Genomic DNA, 13749 nt, shown 5'->3' with positions numbered 1-13749 from the left:
ACTCACGTAAGAAAGCGAGCAGACCGACAGCCATGGCTGAGGCTCAGAACATCCCCGTGGGCTCCACGACCGCGGGCCAGATCGCGGTGGCCGCGGAGTCGACCGTCGCCACCCGCATGAGCGCGCCCCCGTCCTTCGACGTGGCGGACTTCCCCGTCCCCCACGGCCGCGAGGAGGAGTGGCGGTTCACGCCGCTGGAGCGGCTCCGCGGGCTGCACGACGGCACCGCGGTCGCCACCGGCGACGGCGTCAAGGTGGACGTCCAGGCCCCCGAGGGCGTGACCGTGGAGACCGTCGGCCGCGACGACGCCCGGATCGGCCGCGCGGGCACCCCCGTGGACCGCGTCGCCGCCCAGGCGTTCTCGGCCTTCGAGAAGGCCGGCGTGGTCACCGTCCCCAAGGAGACGGTCCTCGCCGAGCCGATCCGCATCGCCGTGCACGGCGAGGGCGGGGTCGCCTACGGCCACCAGGTCATCGAGCTGGGAGCCTTCGCCGAGGCCGTCGTCGTCATCGACCACACCGGTGACGCCGTGCTCGCCGCCAACGTCGACTACGTCCTGGGCGACGGCGCCAAGCTGACCGTCGTGTCCGTCCAGGACTGGGACGACAAGGCCGTCCACGTCGGCCAGCACAACGCGCTGATCGGCCGCGACGCCACCTTCAAGTCCTTCGTGGTCACCTTCGGCGGCGACCTGGTGCGTCTGCACCCGCGCGTCGCCTACGCCGGCCCCGGCGGCGAGGCGGAGCTGTTCGGCCTGTACTTCACCGACTCCGGCCAGCACCAGGAGCACCGCCTCCTCGTCGACCACAACACCCCGCACTGCAAGTCCAACGTCGCCTACAAGGGCGCGCTCCAGGGCGACGACGCGCACGCGGTCTGGATCGGCGACGTGCTCATCGAGGCCAAGGCCGAGGGCACGGACACCTACGAGATGAACCGCAACCTCGTCCTCACGGACGGCGCGCGCGTCGACTCGGTGCCGAACCTGGAGATCGAGACCGGCGAGATCGTCGGCGCCGGGCACGCCTCCGCGACCGGCCGCTTCGACGACGAGCAGCTCTTCTACCTGATGGCCCGCGGCATCCCGGAGCACGAGGCCCGGCGCCTGGTGGTCCGCGGCTTCTTCGCCGAGCTGGTCCAGCAGATCGGTGTCACCGACATCGAGGAGCGCCTGCTCGCCAAGATCGAGGAGGAGCTGGAGGCTTCGGTCGCATGACGACCTTCGTACGCGCCTGCGGGCTGAGCGAGCTGGAGGAGGACACCCCGAAGCGGGTGGAACTCGACGGCACGCCGGTCTCGGTCGTGAAGACCGAGGGCGAGGTGTTCGCCATCAACGACATCTGCTCCCACGCGAACGTCTCGCTCTCCGAGGGCGAGGTGGAGGACTGCCAGATCGAGTGCTGGCTGCACGGCTCCGCCTTCGACCTGCGCACCGGCAAGCCGTCCGGCCTCCCGGCCACGCGTCCCGTACCCGTATACCCCGTAAAGATCGAAGGGGACGACGTGCTCGTCTCCCTCACCCAGGAGTCCTGAGGCACCCATGGCAACGCTTGAAATCCGAGACCTGCACGTCACCGTCGAGGCCGACAACGCCACGAAGGAGATCCTCAAGGGCGTCGACCTCACCGTGAAGCAGGGCGAGACGCACGCCATCATGGGCCCCAACGGCTCCGGCAAGTCGACCCTCGCCTACTCGCTCGCGGGTCACCCCAAGTACACGATCACCGGGGGCACCGTCACCCTCGACGGCGAGGACGTCCTGGAGATGTCCGTCGACGAGCGCGCCCGCGCGGGCCTGTTCCTGGCGATGCAGTACCCGGTCGAGGTCCCCGGCGTCTCGGTCTCCAACTTCCTGCGCACCTCCGCCACCGCCATCCGCGGCGAGGCCCCCAAGCTGCGCACCTGGGTGAAGGAGGTCAAGGAGACCATGGAGCGTCTCAACATGGACCCGTCCTTCGCCGAGCGCAACGTCAACGAGGGCTTCTCCGGCGGTGAGAAGAAGCGCCACGAGATCCTCCAGCTCGAACTGCTCAAGCCGAAGGTCGCGATCCTCGACGAGACCGACTCCGGCCTCGACGTCGACGCGCTCCGCATCGTCTCCGAGGGCGTCAACCGCGTCCGCGAGACGGGCGAGGTCGGCACCCTGCTGATCACGCACTACACGCGCATCCTGCGCTACATCAAGCCCGACCACGTCCACGTGTTCGCCGGCGGCCGCATCGTCGAGTCCGGCGGCCCCGAGCTCGCGGACAAGCTGGAGAACGAGGGCTACGAGGCATACGTGAAGGGTGGCGCATCCGCGTGACACAGCTGCCGGGCCTCCTCGACACCGAGGCGATCCGCAAGGACTTCCCCGTCCTGGACCGAGTGGTCCACGACGGCAAGAAGCTCGTGTACCTGGACAACGCGGCCACCTCGCAGAAGCCGCGCCAGGTGCTGGACGCCCTGAGCGAGTACTACGAGCGCTACAACGCCAACGTCCACCGCGGCGTGCACGTCCTCGCCGAGGAGGCCACGGCGCTCTACGAGGGTGCGCGCGACAAGGTCGCGGAGTTCGTCAACGCGCCGAGCCGCGACGAGGTGATCTTCACCAAGAACGCTTCCGAGTCGCTGAACCTCGTGGCGAACATGCTGGGCTGGGCCGACGAGCCCTACCGGGTGGACCACGAGACCGAGATCGTCATCACGGAGATGGAGCACCACTCCAACATCGTGCCGTGGCAGCTGCTCGCGCAGCGCACCGGCGCGAAGCTGAAGTGGTTCGGGCTGGACGACGAGGGCCGGCTCGACCTCTCCAACATCGACGAGGTCATCACCGAGAAGACGAAGATCGTCTCCTTCGTGCTGGTGTCGAACATCCTGGGCACGGTCAACCCGGTCGAGGCGATAGTGCGCCGCGCCCAGGAGGTCGGCGCGCTGGTCTGCATCGACGCCTCCCAGGCCGCCCCGCACATGCCGCTGGACGTGCAGGCGCTCCAGGCCGACTTCGTGGCCTTCACCGGCCACAAGATGTGCGGCCCGACCGGCATCGGCGTCCTGTGGGGCCGCCAGGAGCTGCTGGAGGACCTGCCCCCGTTCCTCGGCGGCGGCGAGATGATCGAGACCGTCTCGATGCACTCCTCCACCTACGCCCCGGCGCCGCACAAGTTCGAGGCGGGCACGCCCCCGATCGCGCAGGCGGTCGGCCTCGGTGCCGCGATCGACTACCTGAACTCGATCGGCATGGACAAGATCCTCGCCCACGAGCACGCGCTCACCGAGTACGCGGTGCGCAGGCTGGGCGAGGTCCAGGACCTGAGGATCATCGGCCCGACCACGGCCGAGGACCGCGGGGCCGCGATCTCCTTCACGCTGGGTGACATCCACCCGCACGACGTGGGTCAGGTCCTCGACGAGCAGGGCATCGCGGTGCGCGTGGGCCACCACTGCGCGCGGCCCGTCTGCCTGCGCTACGGAATTCCCGCGACCACGCGAGCGTCGTTCTATCTGTACTCCACGCCGGCCGAGATCGACGCACTGGTCGAGGGGCTGGAGCACGTACGGAACTTCTTCGGCTGAGAGGCGTGTCGACACCGTGAAGCTGGACTCGATGTACCAGGAAGTCATCCTGGACCACTACAAGAACCCGCACGGGCGTGGTCTCCGGGACGGCGACGCCGAGGTGCACCACGTCAACCCGACGTGCGGCGACGAGATCACCCTCCGAGTGAAGTACGACGGCACGACGATCGAGGACGTCTCCTACGAGGGGCAGGGCTGCTCCATCAGCCAGGCCTCGGCCTCCGTACTGAACGAGCTGCTGGTCGGCAAGGACGTGTCCGACGCGCAGAAGATCCAGGAGACCTTCCTGGAGCTGATGCAGTCCAAGGGCAGGATCGAGCCGGACGACGCCATGGAGGAAGTGCTGGAGGACGCGGTCGCGTTCGCCGGCGTCTCCAAGTACCCCGCGCGGGTCAAGTGCGCCCTCCTGAGCTGGATGGCGTGGAAGGACGCGACGGCCCAGGCGCTGAGTGGCGCGGAAGCCGAAAGGAAGACCGCATGAGCGAGACCGCTGAGCTGAAGCCGGCCTCGGAGGAAGAACTCCGCGAGGCGCTGTACGACGTCGTCGACCCCGAGCTGGGCATCGACGTCGTCAACCTCGGCCTGATCTACGGCATCCACATCGACGACGCGAACATCGCGACGATCGACATGACCCTGACCTCGGCGGCCTGCCCGCTGACGGACGTGATCGAGGACCAGGCCAAGTCCGCCACGGACGGCCTCGTCAACGAGCTGCGCATCAACTGGGTCTGGATGCCCCCGTGGGGCCCCGACAAGATCACCGACGACGGCCGGGAGCAGCTCCGGGCGCTCGGTTTCAACGTCTGAGCGACGTCTGAGCGACGCCTCGCGCGGACATCCCGCGTGCGGCCTCGCGCCGGAAGCGGCGGCACCCCTCGTGGGTGCCGCCGCTTCCGCGTGCTCAGGCCAGCCCGGACACCAGCAGGAACGCCGAGTCCGCCCGGTAGAGGTCGGTGTCCTGGTAGGGGTCCAGCTTCAGCTGGAAGTCCTGGTGGCGCAGATAGCGGCCGGGGTAGTTGACCGACTCCAGCATGACGGCGCCGGCGAACGCGGACGTGCGCGGGCAGAAGGTGGCGTCCTGCTCGAACAGCCGGGACCCGTCGTCGTGTTCGGCGCGCAGCAGGAAGTTCCGGTGCCTGAGGTAGCCGCCGTCGGCCGTGGCGAAGGAGTAACAGCCCGCCTTCGCCAGCCCCTTGACCACCGTGAAGGTGGCGTCGCGGCGCTCGGCGGCGGAACCGGCCGGGTCGAGCCGTACGAGTCCGTCGCTGACGTGCCAGTAGCGGTCGGGATGGTTGAGGGAGCGCACCGACCGCCGCCCGGACGAGGGCTCCGGCGAACCGCTCTTCTTCTCGGGTGACTTGGCGTGACCGGACGCGGGCCGGTCCGGATGCCCGGAGGCACGGCGTGCGGCGGACGGTGCGCCGGCCGCGGACGGCGTGGCCCCGGACCGGTGCGGGGCCGCACCGGAGGGGGCGGTCGCGGCGGCCGAGGGTGAGGCGAAGGACAGCAGCCCCGGGCCGCTGTCGCTGGGTGCTCCCGGGGTCGCGGGCGAGGCGGTCTTCCCGCTCGCGGCCCCGTCGTTCACGGCTATCGCGGTCGCACCGGCCGCGATCGTGGCCAGGGCCAGCGCCCCGGCCAGCCAGAGTCTTCGGGTGCCGGGGGTGCGGGAGGCGTCCGGGTGCCAGCCGTGGTCCCACGGCTGCCGGTGCGGAGGGCGGGGGGTGTCGTCGGGCATGCGTGGTTCTCCACCGCCGCCCGGCGGCACGGCCGGGGGCGTGAGGGTGAGGTGAATGACGTGTGAGGCCGATGTGAGGCCGAGTGCCGCACATTAGTGGAGCCGGGGGGCCGCCGTACGGCGTTTCGGCAAGTGATCGCCGCGAAAACTGATGCCGCCTCATCCGTACACCCGTACACGTCTCATGTGTACGCTCGTACACATGGGATACCTGTGGCTCGCCGGGGCCATCTCCGCCGAGGTCGCCGCGACGACGGCGATGAAGTACAGCGAGGGGTTCAGCAGGCTCGGGCCCTCGCTCGTGACGGCTGTGGGCTACCTCGTCTCGTTCGCGCTGCTCGCCCGGACCCTGCGGACGCTGTCGATCGGCACGGCGTACGCCATCTGGTCCGGGGTCGGGACGGCGGCCGTCGCCGTCCTCGGCCTGCTGCTGTTCGGGGAGGGGATGAGCGCGGCCAAGGTCGCCGGGATCGTGCTGATAGTCGGCGGCGTGGTCGTGCTGAACCTGGGCGGTGCCCACTGATGGCGCGCAGGCACGATCCCGAGCGGCGGCAGCGGATCATCGACGCGGCGATCCGGGTGGTGGGCCGCAAGGGCATCGCCGGGCTCAGCCACCGCTCGGTCGCCGCCGAGGCCGACGTCCCGCTCGGCTCCACCACGTACCACTTCGCCACCCTGGAGGAGCTGATGGTGGCGGCGCTGCGGCAGACCAACGAGGGGTTCGCCCGCGTGCTGGCCGAGCGGCTGCCCGAGGACGGCCACGGGGACCTCGCGACGCAGCTCGCCGGGGTGCTGGGGGAGTGGCTGGGCGGCGAGCGGACGGGCGTGGAACTGGAGTACGAGCTGTACCTCGCCGCACTGCGGCGGCCGGCGCTGCGCCCGGTCGCCGCCGAGTGGACCGAACGGGCGGCCGAGGGGCTGGCCCGCCGTACGGACGCGGTGACGGCGCGGGCGCTGCTCGCGCTGATGGACGGGATCTGCCTCCAGGTGCTGCTGACCGGCGGTTCGTACGACGAGGGGTACGCCCGCGCCGTGCTGGCCCGGGTGATCCCCTGAAGCCGCGCCCGGCACCTGAGACGCCCCCCGCGCGGGTTCGCCCGCGCAGGCCCCCTCACGTTAGGTTTTCCCCATGACCGACACCGCTTCCCGTACCACCGGCGCCGTCGCCGCCGGCCTCGCCACCCTCGCCTCCGACGGCACCGTTCTCGACACCTGGTTCCCGGCCCCCGAGCTGGTCGGCGAGCCCGGCCCCTCCGGCACCGAGCGGCTCACCGCCGAGCAGGCGGCCGAGCTGCTCGGCGGCGGCGCGACCGCGGCGATCGGCCCGGACGCCCGCCGTGGCGTCGAGGTGGTCGCGGTCCGCACGGTCATCGCCTCGCTCGACGAGAAGCCGATCGACGCGCACGACGTCTACCTGCGGCTGCACCTGCTCTCGCACCGCCTGGTCAAGCCGCACGGCCAGAGCCTCGACGGCATCTTCGGCCACCTGGCCAACGTCGCCTGGACCTCGCTCGGCCCGGTCGCCGTGGACGACATCGAGAAGGTGCGGCTGAACGTCCGCGCCGAGGGCCTGCACCTCCAGGTCACCTCGATCGACAAGTTCCCGCGCATGACGGACTACGTCGCCCCCAAGGGCGTGCGGATCGCCGACGCCGACCGGGTCCGCCTCGGCGCCCACCTCGCCGAGGGCACCACGGTCATGCACGAGGGCTTCGTCAACTTCAACGCCGGCACGCTGGGCACCTCCATGGTCGAGGGCCGCATCTCCGCGGGCGTCGTGGTCGGCAACGGCTCCGACATCGGCGGCGGCGCCTCCACCATGGGCACGCTGTCCGGCGGCGGCAACGTGATCATCTCGATCGGCGAGCGCTGCCTGATCGGCGCCGAGGCGGGCGTCGGCATCGCGCTCGGCGACGAGTGCGTCATCGAGGCGGGCCTCTACGTCACCGCGGGCACCCGCGTGACGATGCCCGACGGCCAGATCGTCAAGGCCCGCGACCTCAGCGGCGCCTCCAACATCCTCTTCCGCCGCAACTCGGTCACGGGCGTGGTGGAGGCCCGGCCGAACAACGCGGTGTGGGGCGGACTGAACGACATCCTGCACAGCCACAACTGATCAGGGGCGGCCATGACCTGCGGCCGCCTCACCGATCACCGCTCTGACCTGCTGCCGAGCTGTCGGCACCTGTCGACGTCGGTCACCATTGAGCGCCCTTCCACGGCCCCAGGACGGCCCGGAAGGGCGCCGCCTGGTTCAGCTACGGGCGACGGTAGGCGGCAGGACTGTCCCGGGCGCCCGGAGGACTCGTGGTCAGGTGGTCCGCTCCGGACGGCCCAGCTACCGCTCCCACTGTGGCGGTTGCCATGACGATCCCGCCTGACTGACGGCGACGGCTGCGGCGAGTGCCGGTAGGGCTAGTGATCTCCGTACCCGGCCATGCGTCAGCTCCCCGGTGAATCGTGTTGGTCACGGGAGCGGGAAAAGAGGGGGTGTTGGCGGTCAGCTGCGGTGACGGTGGTTGCCGCACTCCGCTGCTGTTCAGCGGTCACGGGTTCAGGAAAGCCGCGCGGCCTCGTGCAGTGCGTCGAAGACCATCGCGTCGACGGCCGAGACCCGGTCCCGATCGGCGTAGCGGAACCACGCCTTCTCGGCGATCTCCCGCGACGGGGTCAGCTCACCGCGGTGATCGGCGGTATAACAGATCATCCTGAAGGGGCCGTGCTCCGGATGGCCCTCGCCGATCTCGAACGTGCCGAAGTGCACCATGGAACCGGGATCGATCGTCGCCTGCAGTTCTTCGTCGATCTCCCGCACCAGGGTCTCTGCGTCGGACTCGCCCAGCTCACGATGACCGCCCGGGAAGTAGAAGCGATCTCTGCCGTGACTACGCGTCACCAATACCCGGTCGTCCCGAACCAGGACCCACGCCACCTTCTCCGGCACACCGTTGCCGTTCACCATGGTTCGGACCGTATCGGAGGGCACCGTCTGCTGGGGGAGTAGGTGCCTCGGCTTCGGGCACCATCGGCGTGCTGCGGCCACGGGGCTCGCATACCTTCACGTCATGGACTTCAACATCACCGCGGGGGAGGAAGCCGTCGTGTTCCACGTGGCGAGCCGGGTACAGGAGGGCTTCTCCCTCACGGATGACGACTTGGCGGAGGAACTGGGCGAAGAGGTCCGCCCACTGCTGCAATCGCTCCTGGGCAAGGGCTGGCTTGTCGTGGACGACGATCGGGAGCTGGCCTTGTCCACGATCGCGCGGCACGTCGTGTCCAGCCGGAGAGATGCCGAAGGACCGCAGGCATAGCAAGACCGACCCTTCTCTGCTCGGTGCCCCGTAGGGGCACGGCGCCGGGCCCACAGACGGATGGACACGGCGCCCCTGGTCCGCCATGCTGCCACCGCGATGACGTGCCACCACTGGCTGCATCGAGTGAGGGGCGCAGATCGATGGAGCAATCGCATGTCGCAGCTGTACCGCCGGCGCGCATCCGGTACCGGTTGACGCCCCTCCAATGCGCGCTGTCCATGCTGCCCGGCATCATCATCGTGGCCTCCCAGGTCCTGTTCCGGTTGGACGGGGGACCGTCTGGCCTCTTTCTGGTCTCAGAACTGCTCGTGTGGTGTGTTCTGCCGATCGCCTCCCGGCTCTTCGGGGTCACGCTCACGCCATCCGCGGCCCTCGTGCACAACCTCCGCCGCCGGACCATCCCGTGGTCGAGCGTCCAAGCCATCCAGATCGAGTCTCTCTTCGGGAGCCGGACCGTCGTGATCTACGAAGCGGGCGGCCGCCGTACCCGCCTGCGGGCACCGATCACCGCGCCGCTCAACTGGGATCGCAGCTTCGAGGAGAAGTTCCACACCATCGGCAGGTGGTGGCTGGATCACCGGGGCCCGGACTGGGTTCCCGTCCCGCCACCGGGGGCATGGTGGGATGGCCCACCGGTGTCCAAGGCGAACCCTTACGCCCCTCCCGCGTAGTCAGCAACGTGCGATCCGGCCTCTTTCGGTGCCACAACGCGTCTTCGACCTGCACCGTTGGGGAATACCGTTGGTCCCCGTGCCCGTGTTGGGATGTGGCCGCCGCACTTGGCGCGGCCCTCGGGTCCCTCGATCCGACCTACCGGAAGGAGGGAACGGCCGACGGACGCCCGGCTTGCCTAACTGGACGAACAACACGGGACGAGGACAGCGGTCCCTCGGTCGGCCACGGATCTCACGGCCACGAGTACAGGGTGCCCGTGCCGTACCGTTCGCTCCTGTCCGGGTGTTCCTCGGGCAACGGGTCGCGTACGAACTGGGCGCAATACTCGCTGCACGCCCCGATCGACTCGAAGTTCTGGCGTGCCTGTCGCAGGCTGAGGTCGTGGTTCGGGCCGCCGTGGACGTCGCTCGCGTCGTGTTCGTCCTGGCCGTCGTCCTCCCAGAAGCAGACGTTGCAGATCTCGAACGCCCCGCGCTCGGACAGGGTGACGAAACCGCAGCACGGACAACGGTACGGTCCGTCTTCGGCGCTTCCGCGGACAGCCATGAAGGTCACGGACGCATCATGAGTCATCAACGCGGCGCTTGCGCAGGCATTTTGCGGCTGTCTCGTCGTCCTGGCGTGCCTGGGGTGAGATCTTCTCCAACCGGGGCGGCCGGCCGGACCCAGGGGACCGTTGACCCTCGACCTTGTGCAGGGTTCAGAGTTCGGGTGTGGAGAACGACATGCGCAGCATCGGGGAGATGGGCCGTGACAGCGGTCTGGGGGTGAGCGCTCTGCGGTTCTACGACCGTGCCGGTGTGCTCGTCCCGGCCTGGGTGGATCCGGTGAGTGGATACCGCTGGTACGAGCCCGGGCAGCTCGAGGAGGCCAGGTTGCTGGCTCGCCTGCGCCGGGCCGGGATGCCGCTGCCGGACATCCGGCTCGTGCTGGCCAGCTGGTCCGGTGCGGACACCGGTCTGGTCCGGAAGCTGCTCACGGCGCACCTCGGTCGTCTCGAACAAGGGCTGTCCGACGCCCGCGGCGAGTTCTCCGCGCTCCGCGCACTACTCGATCACCGGGAGAACGCCATGACCTCGCCCCGCACCGCCGCCGTCCGGATGCCCGGCGCCGCAGCCGACCTCGCGGCCGCGCTGGACGCCGTCCGGTTCGCCGTCGGCACCGACCCCGAACTGCCCTCGCTCGGCGGGGTCCTGTTCGACATCGAGGGCGAGGCACTCCATCTCGTCGCCACCGACCGGTACCGCATGGCCGTCGCGTACGCCGAAGTCGCCGGGCACGGCCAGGGCCGGGTGCAGGCCGTCGTGCCCACCCCGCTCGTCGACGCCATGCGGGCGCTGCTGGACGGTGAGGGTCCTGTCCGGCTGTCCGTCGACGGTGATCGCGTGACGCTGGAGGTGGGGGACAGGCAGGCGGGCGGCCAGTGTCCCGACCACGACTTCCCCGACTACCGGCGTCTCCTCCCCAAGGCCGTAGGGCGCCGCGCCGTCGTCGAGGCCGCCGCGTTCCGGAAGGCCCTGGAGACCGGGCCCGTCCGTTCCGAAGGGGCCGGAGCGCCCGACCTCAGCGTGCTCAGCGTGCGGGACGGGGGCACGGTGACCCTCTGCGCGGACGGTGACACGGACCCGGACCGCGTCGCCGTCAACCGTGACTTCCTGCTGGACGCGCTGGCCGCCGGGGGCCGGGACCGGCTGGTTCTCGAGCTCGACACCCCCACCGTGCCGATCGCGGTCCGCCGGCTGGACGACGAGGGCACCTTCTCGATCCTGATGCCGGTCCGTCTGGAGGACTGACACTCCGCTCACCGCGAGGCCGGATGCCGGCGCCCGTCCGGTCACGCGCAGCATGAGGGCGGCCGTCCCCGCGGCCGCCCTCACGTCTTCCTCGCCCCCTCACCGCCGGGGGCCGCCTCACAGCCCCAGGGAGATCGCCAGGCGCGTCAGCTCCGCCGTGGTGGTGATGTCGAGCTTGGCCCGGATGCGGCGCAGGTAGGCGTCGACCGTGTGCTTGGAGAGGCCCATGTGGCGGGCCGTCTGCAGGTAGGTGCGGCCGGCGGCGATGTGCCGGAGGGTCTCACGCTCGCGCGGGGCCAGCTCGGGCGCGGGGGCTTCGGCGGTCTGCGGGGTGAGGATGAGGCTCATGGGGATGTCCTTCGGCGGTCGACTCGGTCGTCGCTGCTCGCGTCCTCGGAAGCAGTGGGCGAGTGCCGGGATGCCAGGGTGTCCGCATAGCCGCATTCCTGCTTGTTCGCCCTCTTTATCCGATTTTGATGTGGGGAGGTCATGGCGCTGTCTGCCGACTGTCACGGGCGTGTCACGAGGCCAGGTGGCGGCATCTTCAGCCGGACCCGCAGGGCCGGCCCGGGCGCACCGACGCCCTGATCGTCGCGCAGCCCTCCGGGCGGCACTCCGGCCGGGCCGCGAACGGGTTGAGGGGGCCGTCGACGTCCAGGAACAGCGGCGGGCGGCTCATGGCGGCACCGTACGGCTGCGGGCCCGGTGGCCGTCGGGGGTCACTGTCCAGGGTGCCGGGGGCAGCCGCCGGTCACGCCCCGCCGACCAGCGTCTCGTACCGCGCCCGCAGCTTCTCGGCCGCCTCCCGCCCCGCGGGCAGCAGTGGTGCGCGTACCGGGCCCGCGGGCAGGCCGAGTCCGCCGAGGAGCGCCTTGACGGTGACCGTGCCCGGCAGGTCCGCGCCCGTCGTCGCCTCGATCAACGGCACGAGCCGCGACTGGAGTTCGGCCGCGCGGGCGGTGTCCGCCGCGTCGAAGGCGTCGAGGACGGCGGCGACATGGCCCGGCACGGCGTTGGCGACCGTGCTCACGCAGCCGGCCGCGCCCACGGCGTACAACGCGAGCAGGTGCTCGTCGCAGCCCGCGTAGTAGGCCAGCTCCGTCTCGGCCAGCACCTTCTGGGTGCCGAGGAAGTCGTAGGAGCAGTCCTTGACCGCCACGATCCGCGGGTGCGCGGCCAGGCGGATCATCGTCTCCGGCTCGATCCGGGTGCCGGTGCGGCCCGGGATGTCGTAGAGCATCACCGGCAGCTCGCTCGCGTCGGCGACCTCGCGGAAGTGCGCCGCCACCGCCTCCTGCGGCGGCCTGCTGTAGTAAGGGGTCACCACCAGCACCCCGTCGGCCCCCGCCTTCCCGGCCGCCAGTGCCAGTCCGGCCGTGTGCCGGGTGTCCGCGGACCCCACCCCCGCCACCAGCGGGACCCCGTCGCCGACCGCCTCCCGTACGGCCCTCACCAGGTCCGCCTTCTCCGCGTCGGTGGTGGTCGGCGACTCGCCCGTGGTGCCGTTGAGCACCAGGCCGTCGCAGCCCGCCGCCACCAGCCGCGCGGCCAGCCGCCCGGCCCCCTCCAGGTCGAGGGCGCCCGCCCCGGTGAACGGGGTGATCATCGCGCAGAGCGTGCGGCCGAAGGGTGTGCGTCGGTTCGTCATAGGGGTAGTCTCGGCGCGACGACGATGTAGCTCCACTTAAATCTTCTACGGCATATTGCGTAGCACTGCTGATCTGTGGTGCGGACGGCCGAAGGCCCTGTGTCCAACTCGGCCCTTCATGGGTCACTATGGGCACGGAGGGTCATCTACGTCGGTCATGGGAGGCACCATGAAGCTCGGCAAGGCACTGGCCACCGGGGTCGCCGAGGAGCGGCAACCCGTCCACGAGGAGGAGCAGCCGCTCCCCGAGGAGATCACCCGCACCGCGCCGGCCGAACCGGCCCGCGAAGAGGTACCGGCGGCCCGATGAGGCTGCGGCTCCCGGTGGAACGCCCCACGGAGCCGCCGACCGGATACAAGATCGCCCACCCGGTGCTGTCCCAGGACGGCACCCGGGCCGGGTTCACCGGTGTGTCCCTGGGTGGCGCGCTGCCGTACGGCGTCCTCGCCGACGCGGCCTGCGTCTACGGGCGCCGGCACCGGCCGCCCGCGCGCCGGTGCGACTGCGGCTTCCACTGCGTGCACGAGCGTGCGGCCGCCGAGGCCCTGCGGTGCACGGCGGAGCACCGGGACACCGTTCTGCTCGAGGTCTCCGTGCTCGGTGCCTACATCCGCTTCGAGCGCGGGTTCCGTTACGCCCGGCAGCGGGTGCGCACGGCGACCGCCGGGCCGTGCGGCTGCGGCGCCGGCGCCGTCGCGTTCGCCGACGCGGGCTGGGGAAGACCCGGCTGGTGGGCCCTCGCCCCCGCGTGCGCCGGCTGTGTCCGCGGGCGGACGTCCGTCTCGCTCGCCGGTTTCGCCCGGCTCGCCGGCGCGGGCCTGCGGGTGGTCGCGGGCGGCCCGGCCCAAGCTGTTCTGCCGGCCGGGACGGCGGCCGAGTTGGCGGCCGACGGAGAACTGGGCCTGCCCGAACTCACCGCGGAAGCGGCCCTGTTGCAGGCCAGGCTCGACTGGTTCCAGACCCAACTCGCCCGGTTCGGCGAAGCCGGGTCCGGGGGGCGGGAACAGGTCTGACGCAC

At 70.8% G+C, this 13749-nt stretch carries 20 protein-coding genes; 14 read left to right on the top strand and 6 right to left on the bottom strand.

The window, feature by feature from the left end; all coding sequences use genetic code 11:
- Window positions 1-32: 32 nt before the first annotated feature.
- From sufD to B446_RS09920, 6 genes are read left to right on the top strand one after another with little or no spacing between them, the layout of a single operon-like run.
- Window positions 33-1217: a Fe-S cluster assembly protein SufD gene (gene sufD, locus B446_RS09945; RefSeq protein ID WP_020939296.1), complete on the top strand. Its 1185-nt coding sequence runs from the start codon at window positions 33-35 to the stop codon at window positions 1215-1217.
- On the top strand, window positions 1214-1534 hold the full coding sequence (locus B446_RS09940) for a bifunctional 3-phenylpropionate/cinnamic acid dioxygenase ferredoxin subunit (protein WP_010987727.1): 321 nt from the start codon (window positions 1214-1216) through the stop codon (window positions 1532-1534). Before sufD ends, B446_RS09940 begins: the two co-directional genes overlap by 4 nt.
- Window positions 1535-1541: 7 nt before the next feature.
- Window positions 1542-2306 (top strand): Fe-S cluster assembly ATPase SufC, encoded by a 765-nt coding sequence (sufC, locus tag B446_RS09935; protein WP_020939295.1) that lies wholly within the window; start codon window positions 1542-1544, stop codon window positions 2304-2306.
- A complete protein-coding gene (locus tag B446_RS09930; protein ID WP_020939294.1) occupies window positions 2303-3559 on the top strand; it encodes a cysteine desulfurase in 1257 nt (418 codons plus the stop codon). Before sufC ends, B446_RS09930 begins: the two co-directional genes overlap by 4 nt.
- Window positions 3560-3575: 16 nt before the next feature.
- The gene (gene sufU / locus B446_RS09925) at window positions 3576-4043 is read left to right on the top strand and encodes a Fe-S cluster assembly sulfur transfer protein SufU (RefSeq protein ID WP_020939293.1); all 468 of its coding nucleotides are present in this window, start codon (window positions 3576-3578) and stop codon (window positions 4041-4043) included.
- Entirely contained in the window at window positions 4040-4372 is a 333-nt protein-coding gene (locus tag B446_RS09920) for a metal-sulfur cluster assembly factor (RefSeq protein ID WP_020939292.1), read from the top strand. The genes sufU and B446_RS09920 overlap by 4 nt, the downstream gene beginning before the upstream one ends.
- 94 nt (window positions 4373-4466) lie before the next feature.
- On the opposite strand, the gene B446_RS09915 is transcribed toward B446_RS09920, so the two are convergent.
- The gene (locus tag B446_RS09915) at window positions 4467-5300 is read right to left on the bottom strand and encodes an AbfB domain-containing protein (protein ID WP_020939291.1); all 834 of its coding nucleotides are present in this window, start codon (window positions 5298-5300) and stop codon (window positions 4467-4469) included.
- Window positions 5301-5502: 202 nt separating this feature from the next.
- On the opposite strand from B446_RS09915, the gene B446_RS09910 reads away from it, so the two are divergent.
- The 3 genes from B446_RS09910 (at window position 5503) to dapD (ending at window position 7416) form a co-directional block, all read left to right on the top strand.
- The gene (locus tag B446_RS09910) at window positions 5503-5823 is read left to right on the top strand and encodes a DMT family transporter (RefSeq protein ID WP_020939290.1); all 321 of its coding nucleotides are present in this window, start codon (window positions 5503-5505) and stop codon (window positions 5821-5823) included.
- Window positions 5823-6356 (top strand): TetR/AcrR family transcriptional regulator, encoded by a 534-nt coding sequence (locus B446_RS09905; RefSeq protein WP_020939289.1) that lies wholly within the window; start codon window positions 5823-5825, stop codon window positions 6354-6356. The genes B446_RS09910 and B446_RS09905 overlap by 1 nt, the downstream gene beginning before the upstream one ends.
- A gap of 73 nt (window positions 6357-6429) precedes the next feature.
- Window positions 6430-7416: a 2,3,4,5-tetrahydropyridine-2,6-dicarboxylate N-succinyltransferase gene (gene dapD, locus B446_RS09900; RefSeq protein ID WP_020939288.1), complete on the top strand. Its 987-nt coding sequence runs from the start codon at window positions 6430-6432 to the stop codon at window positions 7414-7416.
- 438 nt (window positions 7417-7854) lie between these two features.
- Here dapD and B446_RS09895 read toward each other — a convergent pair whose 3' ends face one another.
- Entirely contained in the window at window positions 7855-8262 is a 408-nt protein-coding gene (locus B446_RS09895; RefSeq protein ID WP_020939287.1) for an NUDIX hydrolase, read from the bottom strand.
- Window positions 8263-8365: 103 nt separating this feature from the next.
- Between B446_RS09895 and B446_RS09890 the strand changes: the two genes are divergently transcribed.
- Together B446_RS09890 and B446_RS09885 are read left to right on the top strand one after the other, a co-directional pair.
- The gene (locus B446_RS09890) at window positions 8366-8611 is read left to right on the top strand and encodes a hypothetical protein (protein WP_043477951.1); all 246 of its coding nucleotides are present in this window, start codon (window positions 8366-8368) and stop codon (window positions 8609-8611) included.
- 221 nt (window positions 8612-8832) lie between these two features.
- On the top strand, window positions 8833-9285 hold the full coding sequence (locus B446_RS09885; RefSeq protein WP_234967471.1) for a hypothetical protein: 453 nt from the start codon (window positions 8833-8835) through the stop codon (window positions 9283-9285).
- 235 nt (window positions 9286-9520) lie between these two features.
- On the opposite strand, the gene B446_RS09880 is transcribed toward B446_RS09885, so the two are convergent.
- The gene (locus B446_RS09880; RefSeq protein WP_043477948.1) at window positions 9521-9835 is read right to left on the bottom strand and encodes a CPCC family cysteine-rich protein; all 315 of its coding nucleotides are present in this window, start codon (window positions 9833-9835) and stop codon (window positions 9521-9523) included.
- Window positions 9836-10014: 179 nt separating this feature from the next.
- Here B446_RS09880 and B446_RS09875 point away from each other — a divergent pair, with 179 nt between their 5' ends.
- Entirely contained in the window at window positions 10015-11082 is a 1068-nt protein-coding gene (locus B446_RS09875) for a MerR family transcriptional regulator (protein ID WP_078614671.1), read from the top strand.
- A gap of 117 nt (window positions 11083-11199) precedes the next feature.
- Here the strand turns inward: B446_RS09875 and B446_RS09870 are convergent, their stop codons facing one another.
- The 3 genes from B446_RS09870 to dapA all read right to left on the bottom strand — a co-directional run bounded on the left by B446_RS09870 (window position 11200) and on the right by dapA (window position 12730).
- Window positions 11200-11430 carry a response regulator transcription factor gene (locus B446_RS09870; protein WP_020939282.1) on the bottom strand — a complete coding sequence of 77 codons (231 nt, stop codon included), beginning with the start codon at window positions 11428-11430 and terminating at the stop codon, window positions 11200-11202.
- Window positions 11431-11626: 196 nt separating this feature from the next.
- A complete protein-coding gene (locus tag B446_RS40735) occupies window positions 11627-11761 on the bottom strand; it encodes a hypothetical protein (RefSeq protein WP_020939281.1) in 135 nt (44 codons plus the stop codon).
- Window positions 11762-11833: 72 nt separating this feature from the next.
- Complete coding sequence (dapA, locus tag B446_RS09865) at window positions 11834-12730, bottom strand: 4-hydroxy-tetrahydrodipicolinate synthase (protein ID WP_020939280.1); 897 nt, start codon at window positions 12728-12730, stop codon at window positions 11834-11836.
- A 169-nt stretch (window positions 12731-12899) separates the two neighbouring features.
- Between dapA and B446_RS39600 the strand changes: the two genes are divergently transcribed.
- Together B446_RS39600 and B446_RS09860 are read left to right on the top strand one after the other, a co-directional pair.
- Window positions 12900-13040, top strand: coding sequence for a hypothetical protein (locus B446_RS39600; protein WP_166662825.1), 141 nt, complete (start codon window positions 12900-12902; stop codon window positions 13038-13040).
- The gene (locus tag B446_RS09860) at window positions 13037-13744 is read left to right on the top strand and encodes a hypothetical protein (RefSeq protein ID WP_020939278.1); all 708 of its coding nucleotides are present in this window, start codon (window positions 13037-13039) and stop codon (window positions 13742-13744) included. The genes B446_RS39600 and B446_RS09860 overlap by 4 nt, the downstream gene beginning before the upstream one ends.
- Window positions 13745-13749 lie beyond the last annotated feature (5 nt).

The organism is Streptomyces collinus Tu 365 (assembly GCF_000444875.1).
In the GTDB taxonomy this organism is placed as follows: Bacteria; Actinomycetota; Actinomycetes; order Streptomycetales; family Streptomycetaceae; genus Streptomyces; species Streptomyces collinus_A.
Note: the sequence above shows the minus strand (reverse complement) of the source record. Positions and strands in the feature narration are given on the sequence as shown.

Excerpts from the sequence above, each read along its gene's own strand:
- B446_RS09940 (WP_010987727.1), top strand. The coding sequence starts at position 1,214 with ATGACGACCTTCGTACGCGCCTGCGGGCTGAGCGAGCTGGAGGAGGAC.
- B446_RS09875 (WP_078614671.1), top strand. The coding sequence starts at position 10,015 with ATGCGCAGCATCGGGGAGATGGGCCGTGACAGCGGTCTGGGGGTGAGC.
- B446_RS09895 (WP_020939287.1), bottom strand. The coding sequence starts at position 8,262 with ATGGTGAACGGCAACGGTGTGCCGGAGAAGGTGGCGTGGGTCCTGGTT.
- B446_RS09915 (WP_020939291.1), bottom strand. The coding sequence starts at position 5,300 with ATGCCCGACGACACCCCCCGCCCTCCGCACCGGCAGCCGTGGGACCAC.
- sufD (WP_020939296.1), top strand. The coding sequence starts at position 33 with ATGGCTGAGGCTCAGAACATCCCCGTGGGCTCCACGACCGCGGGCCAG.
- B446_RS39600 (WP_166662825.1), top strand. The coding sequence starts at position 12,900 with ATGAAGCTCGGCAAGGCACTGGCCACCGGGGTCGCCGAGGAGCGGCAA.
- B446_RS40735 (WP_020939281.1), bottom strand. The coding sequence starts at position 11,761 with ATGAGCCGCCCGCCGCTGTTCCTGGACGTCGACGGCCCCCTCAACCCG.
- sufC (WP_020939295.1), top strand. The coding sequence starts at position 1,542 with ATGGCAACGCTTGAAATCCGAGACCTGCACGTCACCGTCGAGGCCGAC.
- B446_RS09905 (WP_020939289.1), top strand. The coding sequence starts at position 5,823 with ATGGCGCGCAGGCACGATCCCGAGCGGCGGCAGCGGATCATCGACGCG.
- B446_RS09860 (WP_020939278.1), top strand. The coding sequence starts at position 13,037 with ATGAGGCTGCGGCTCCCGGTGGAACGCCCCACGGAGCCGCCGACCGGA.
- B446_RS09910 (WP_020939290.1), top strand. The coding sequence starts at position 5,503 with ATGGGATACCTGTGGCTCGCCGGGGCCATCTCCGCCGAGGTCGCCGCG.
- B446_RS09885 (WP_234967471.1), top strand. The coding sequence starts at position 8,833 with ATGCTGCCCGGCATCATCATCGTGGCCTCCCAGGTCCTGTTCCGGTTG.
- dapD (WP_020939288.1), top strand. The coding sequence starts at position 6,430 with ATGACCGACACCGCTTCCCGTACCACCGGCGCCGTCGCCGCCGGCCTC.
- B446_RS09880 (WP_043477948.1), bottom strand. The coding sequence starts at position 9,835 with ATGGCTGTCCGCGGAAGCGCCGAAGACGGACCGTACCGTTGTCCGTGC.
- dapA (WP_020939280.1), bottom strand. The coding sequence starts at position 12,730 with ATGACGAACCGACGCACACCCTTCGGCCGCACGCTCTGCGCGATGATC.
- B446_RS09870 (WP_020939282.1), bottom strand. The coding sequence starts at position 11,430 with ATGAGCCTCATCCTCACCCCGCAGACCGCCGAAGCCCCCGCGCCCGAG.
- B446_RS09920 (WP_020939292.1), top strand. The coding sequence starts at position 4,040 with ATGAGCGAGACCGCTGAGCTGAAGCCGGCCTCGGAGGAAGAACTCCGC.
- B446_RS09890 (WP_043477951.1), top strand. The coding sequence starts at position 8,366 with ATGGACTTCAACATCACCGCGGGGGAGGAAGCCGTCGTGTTCCACGTG.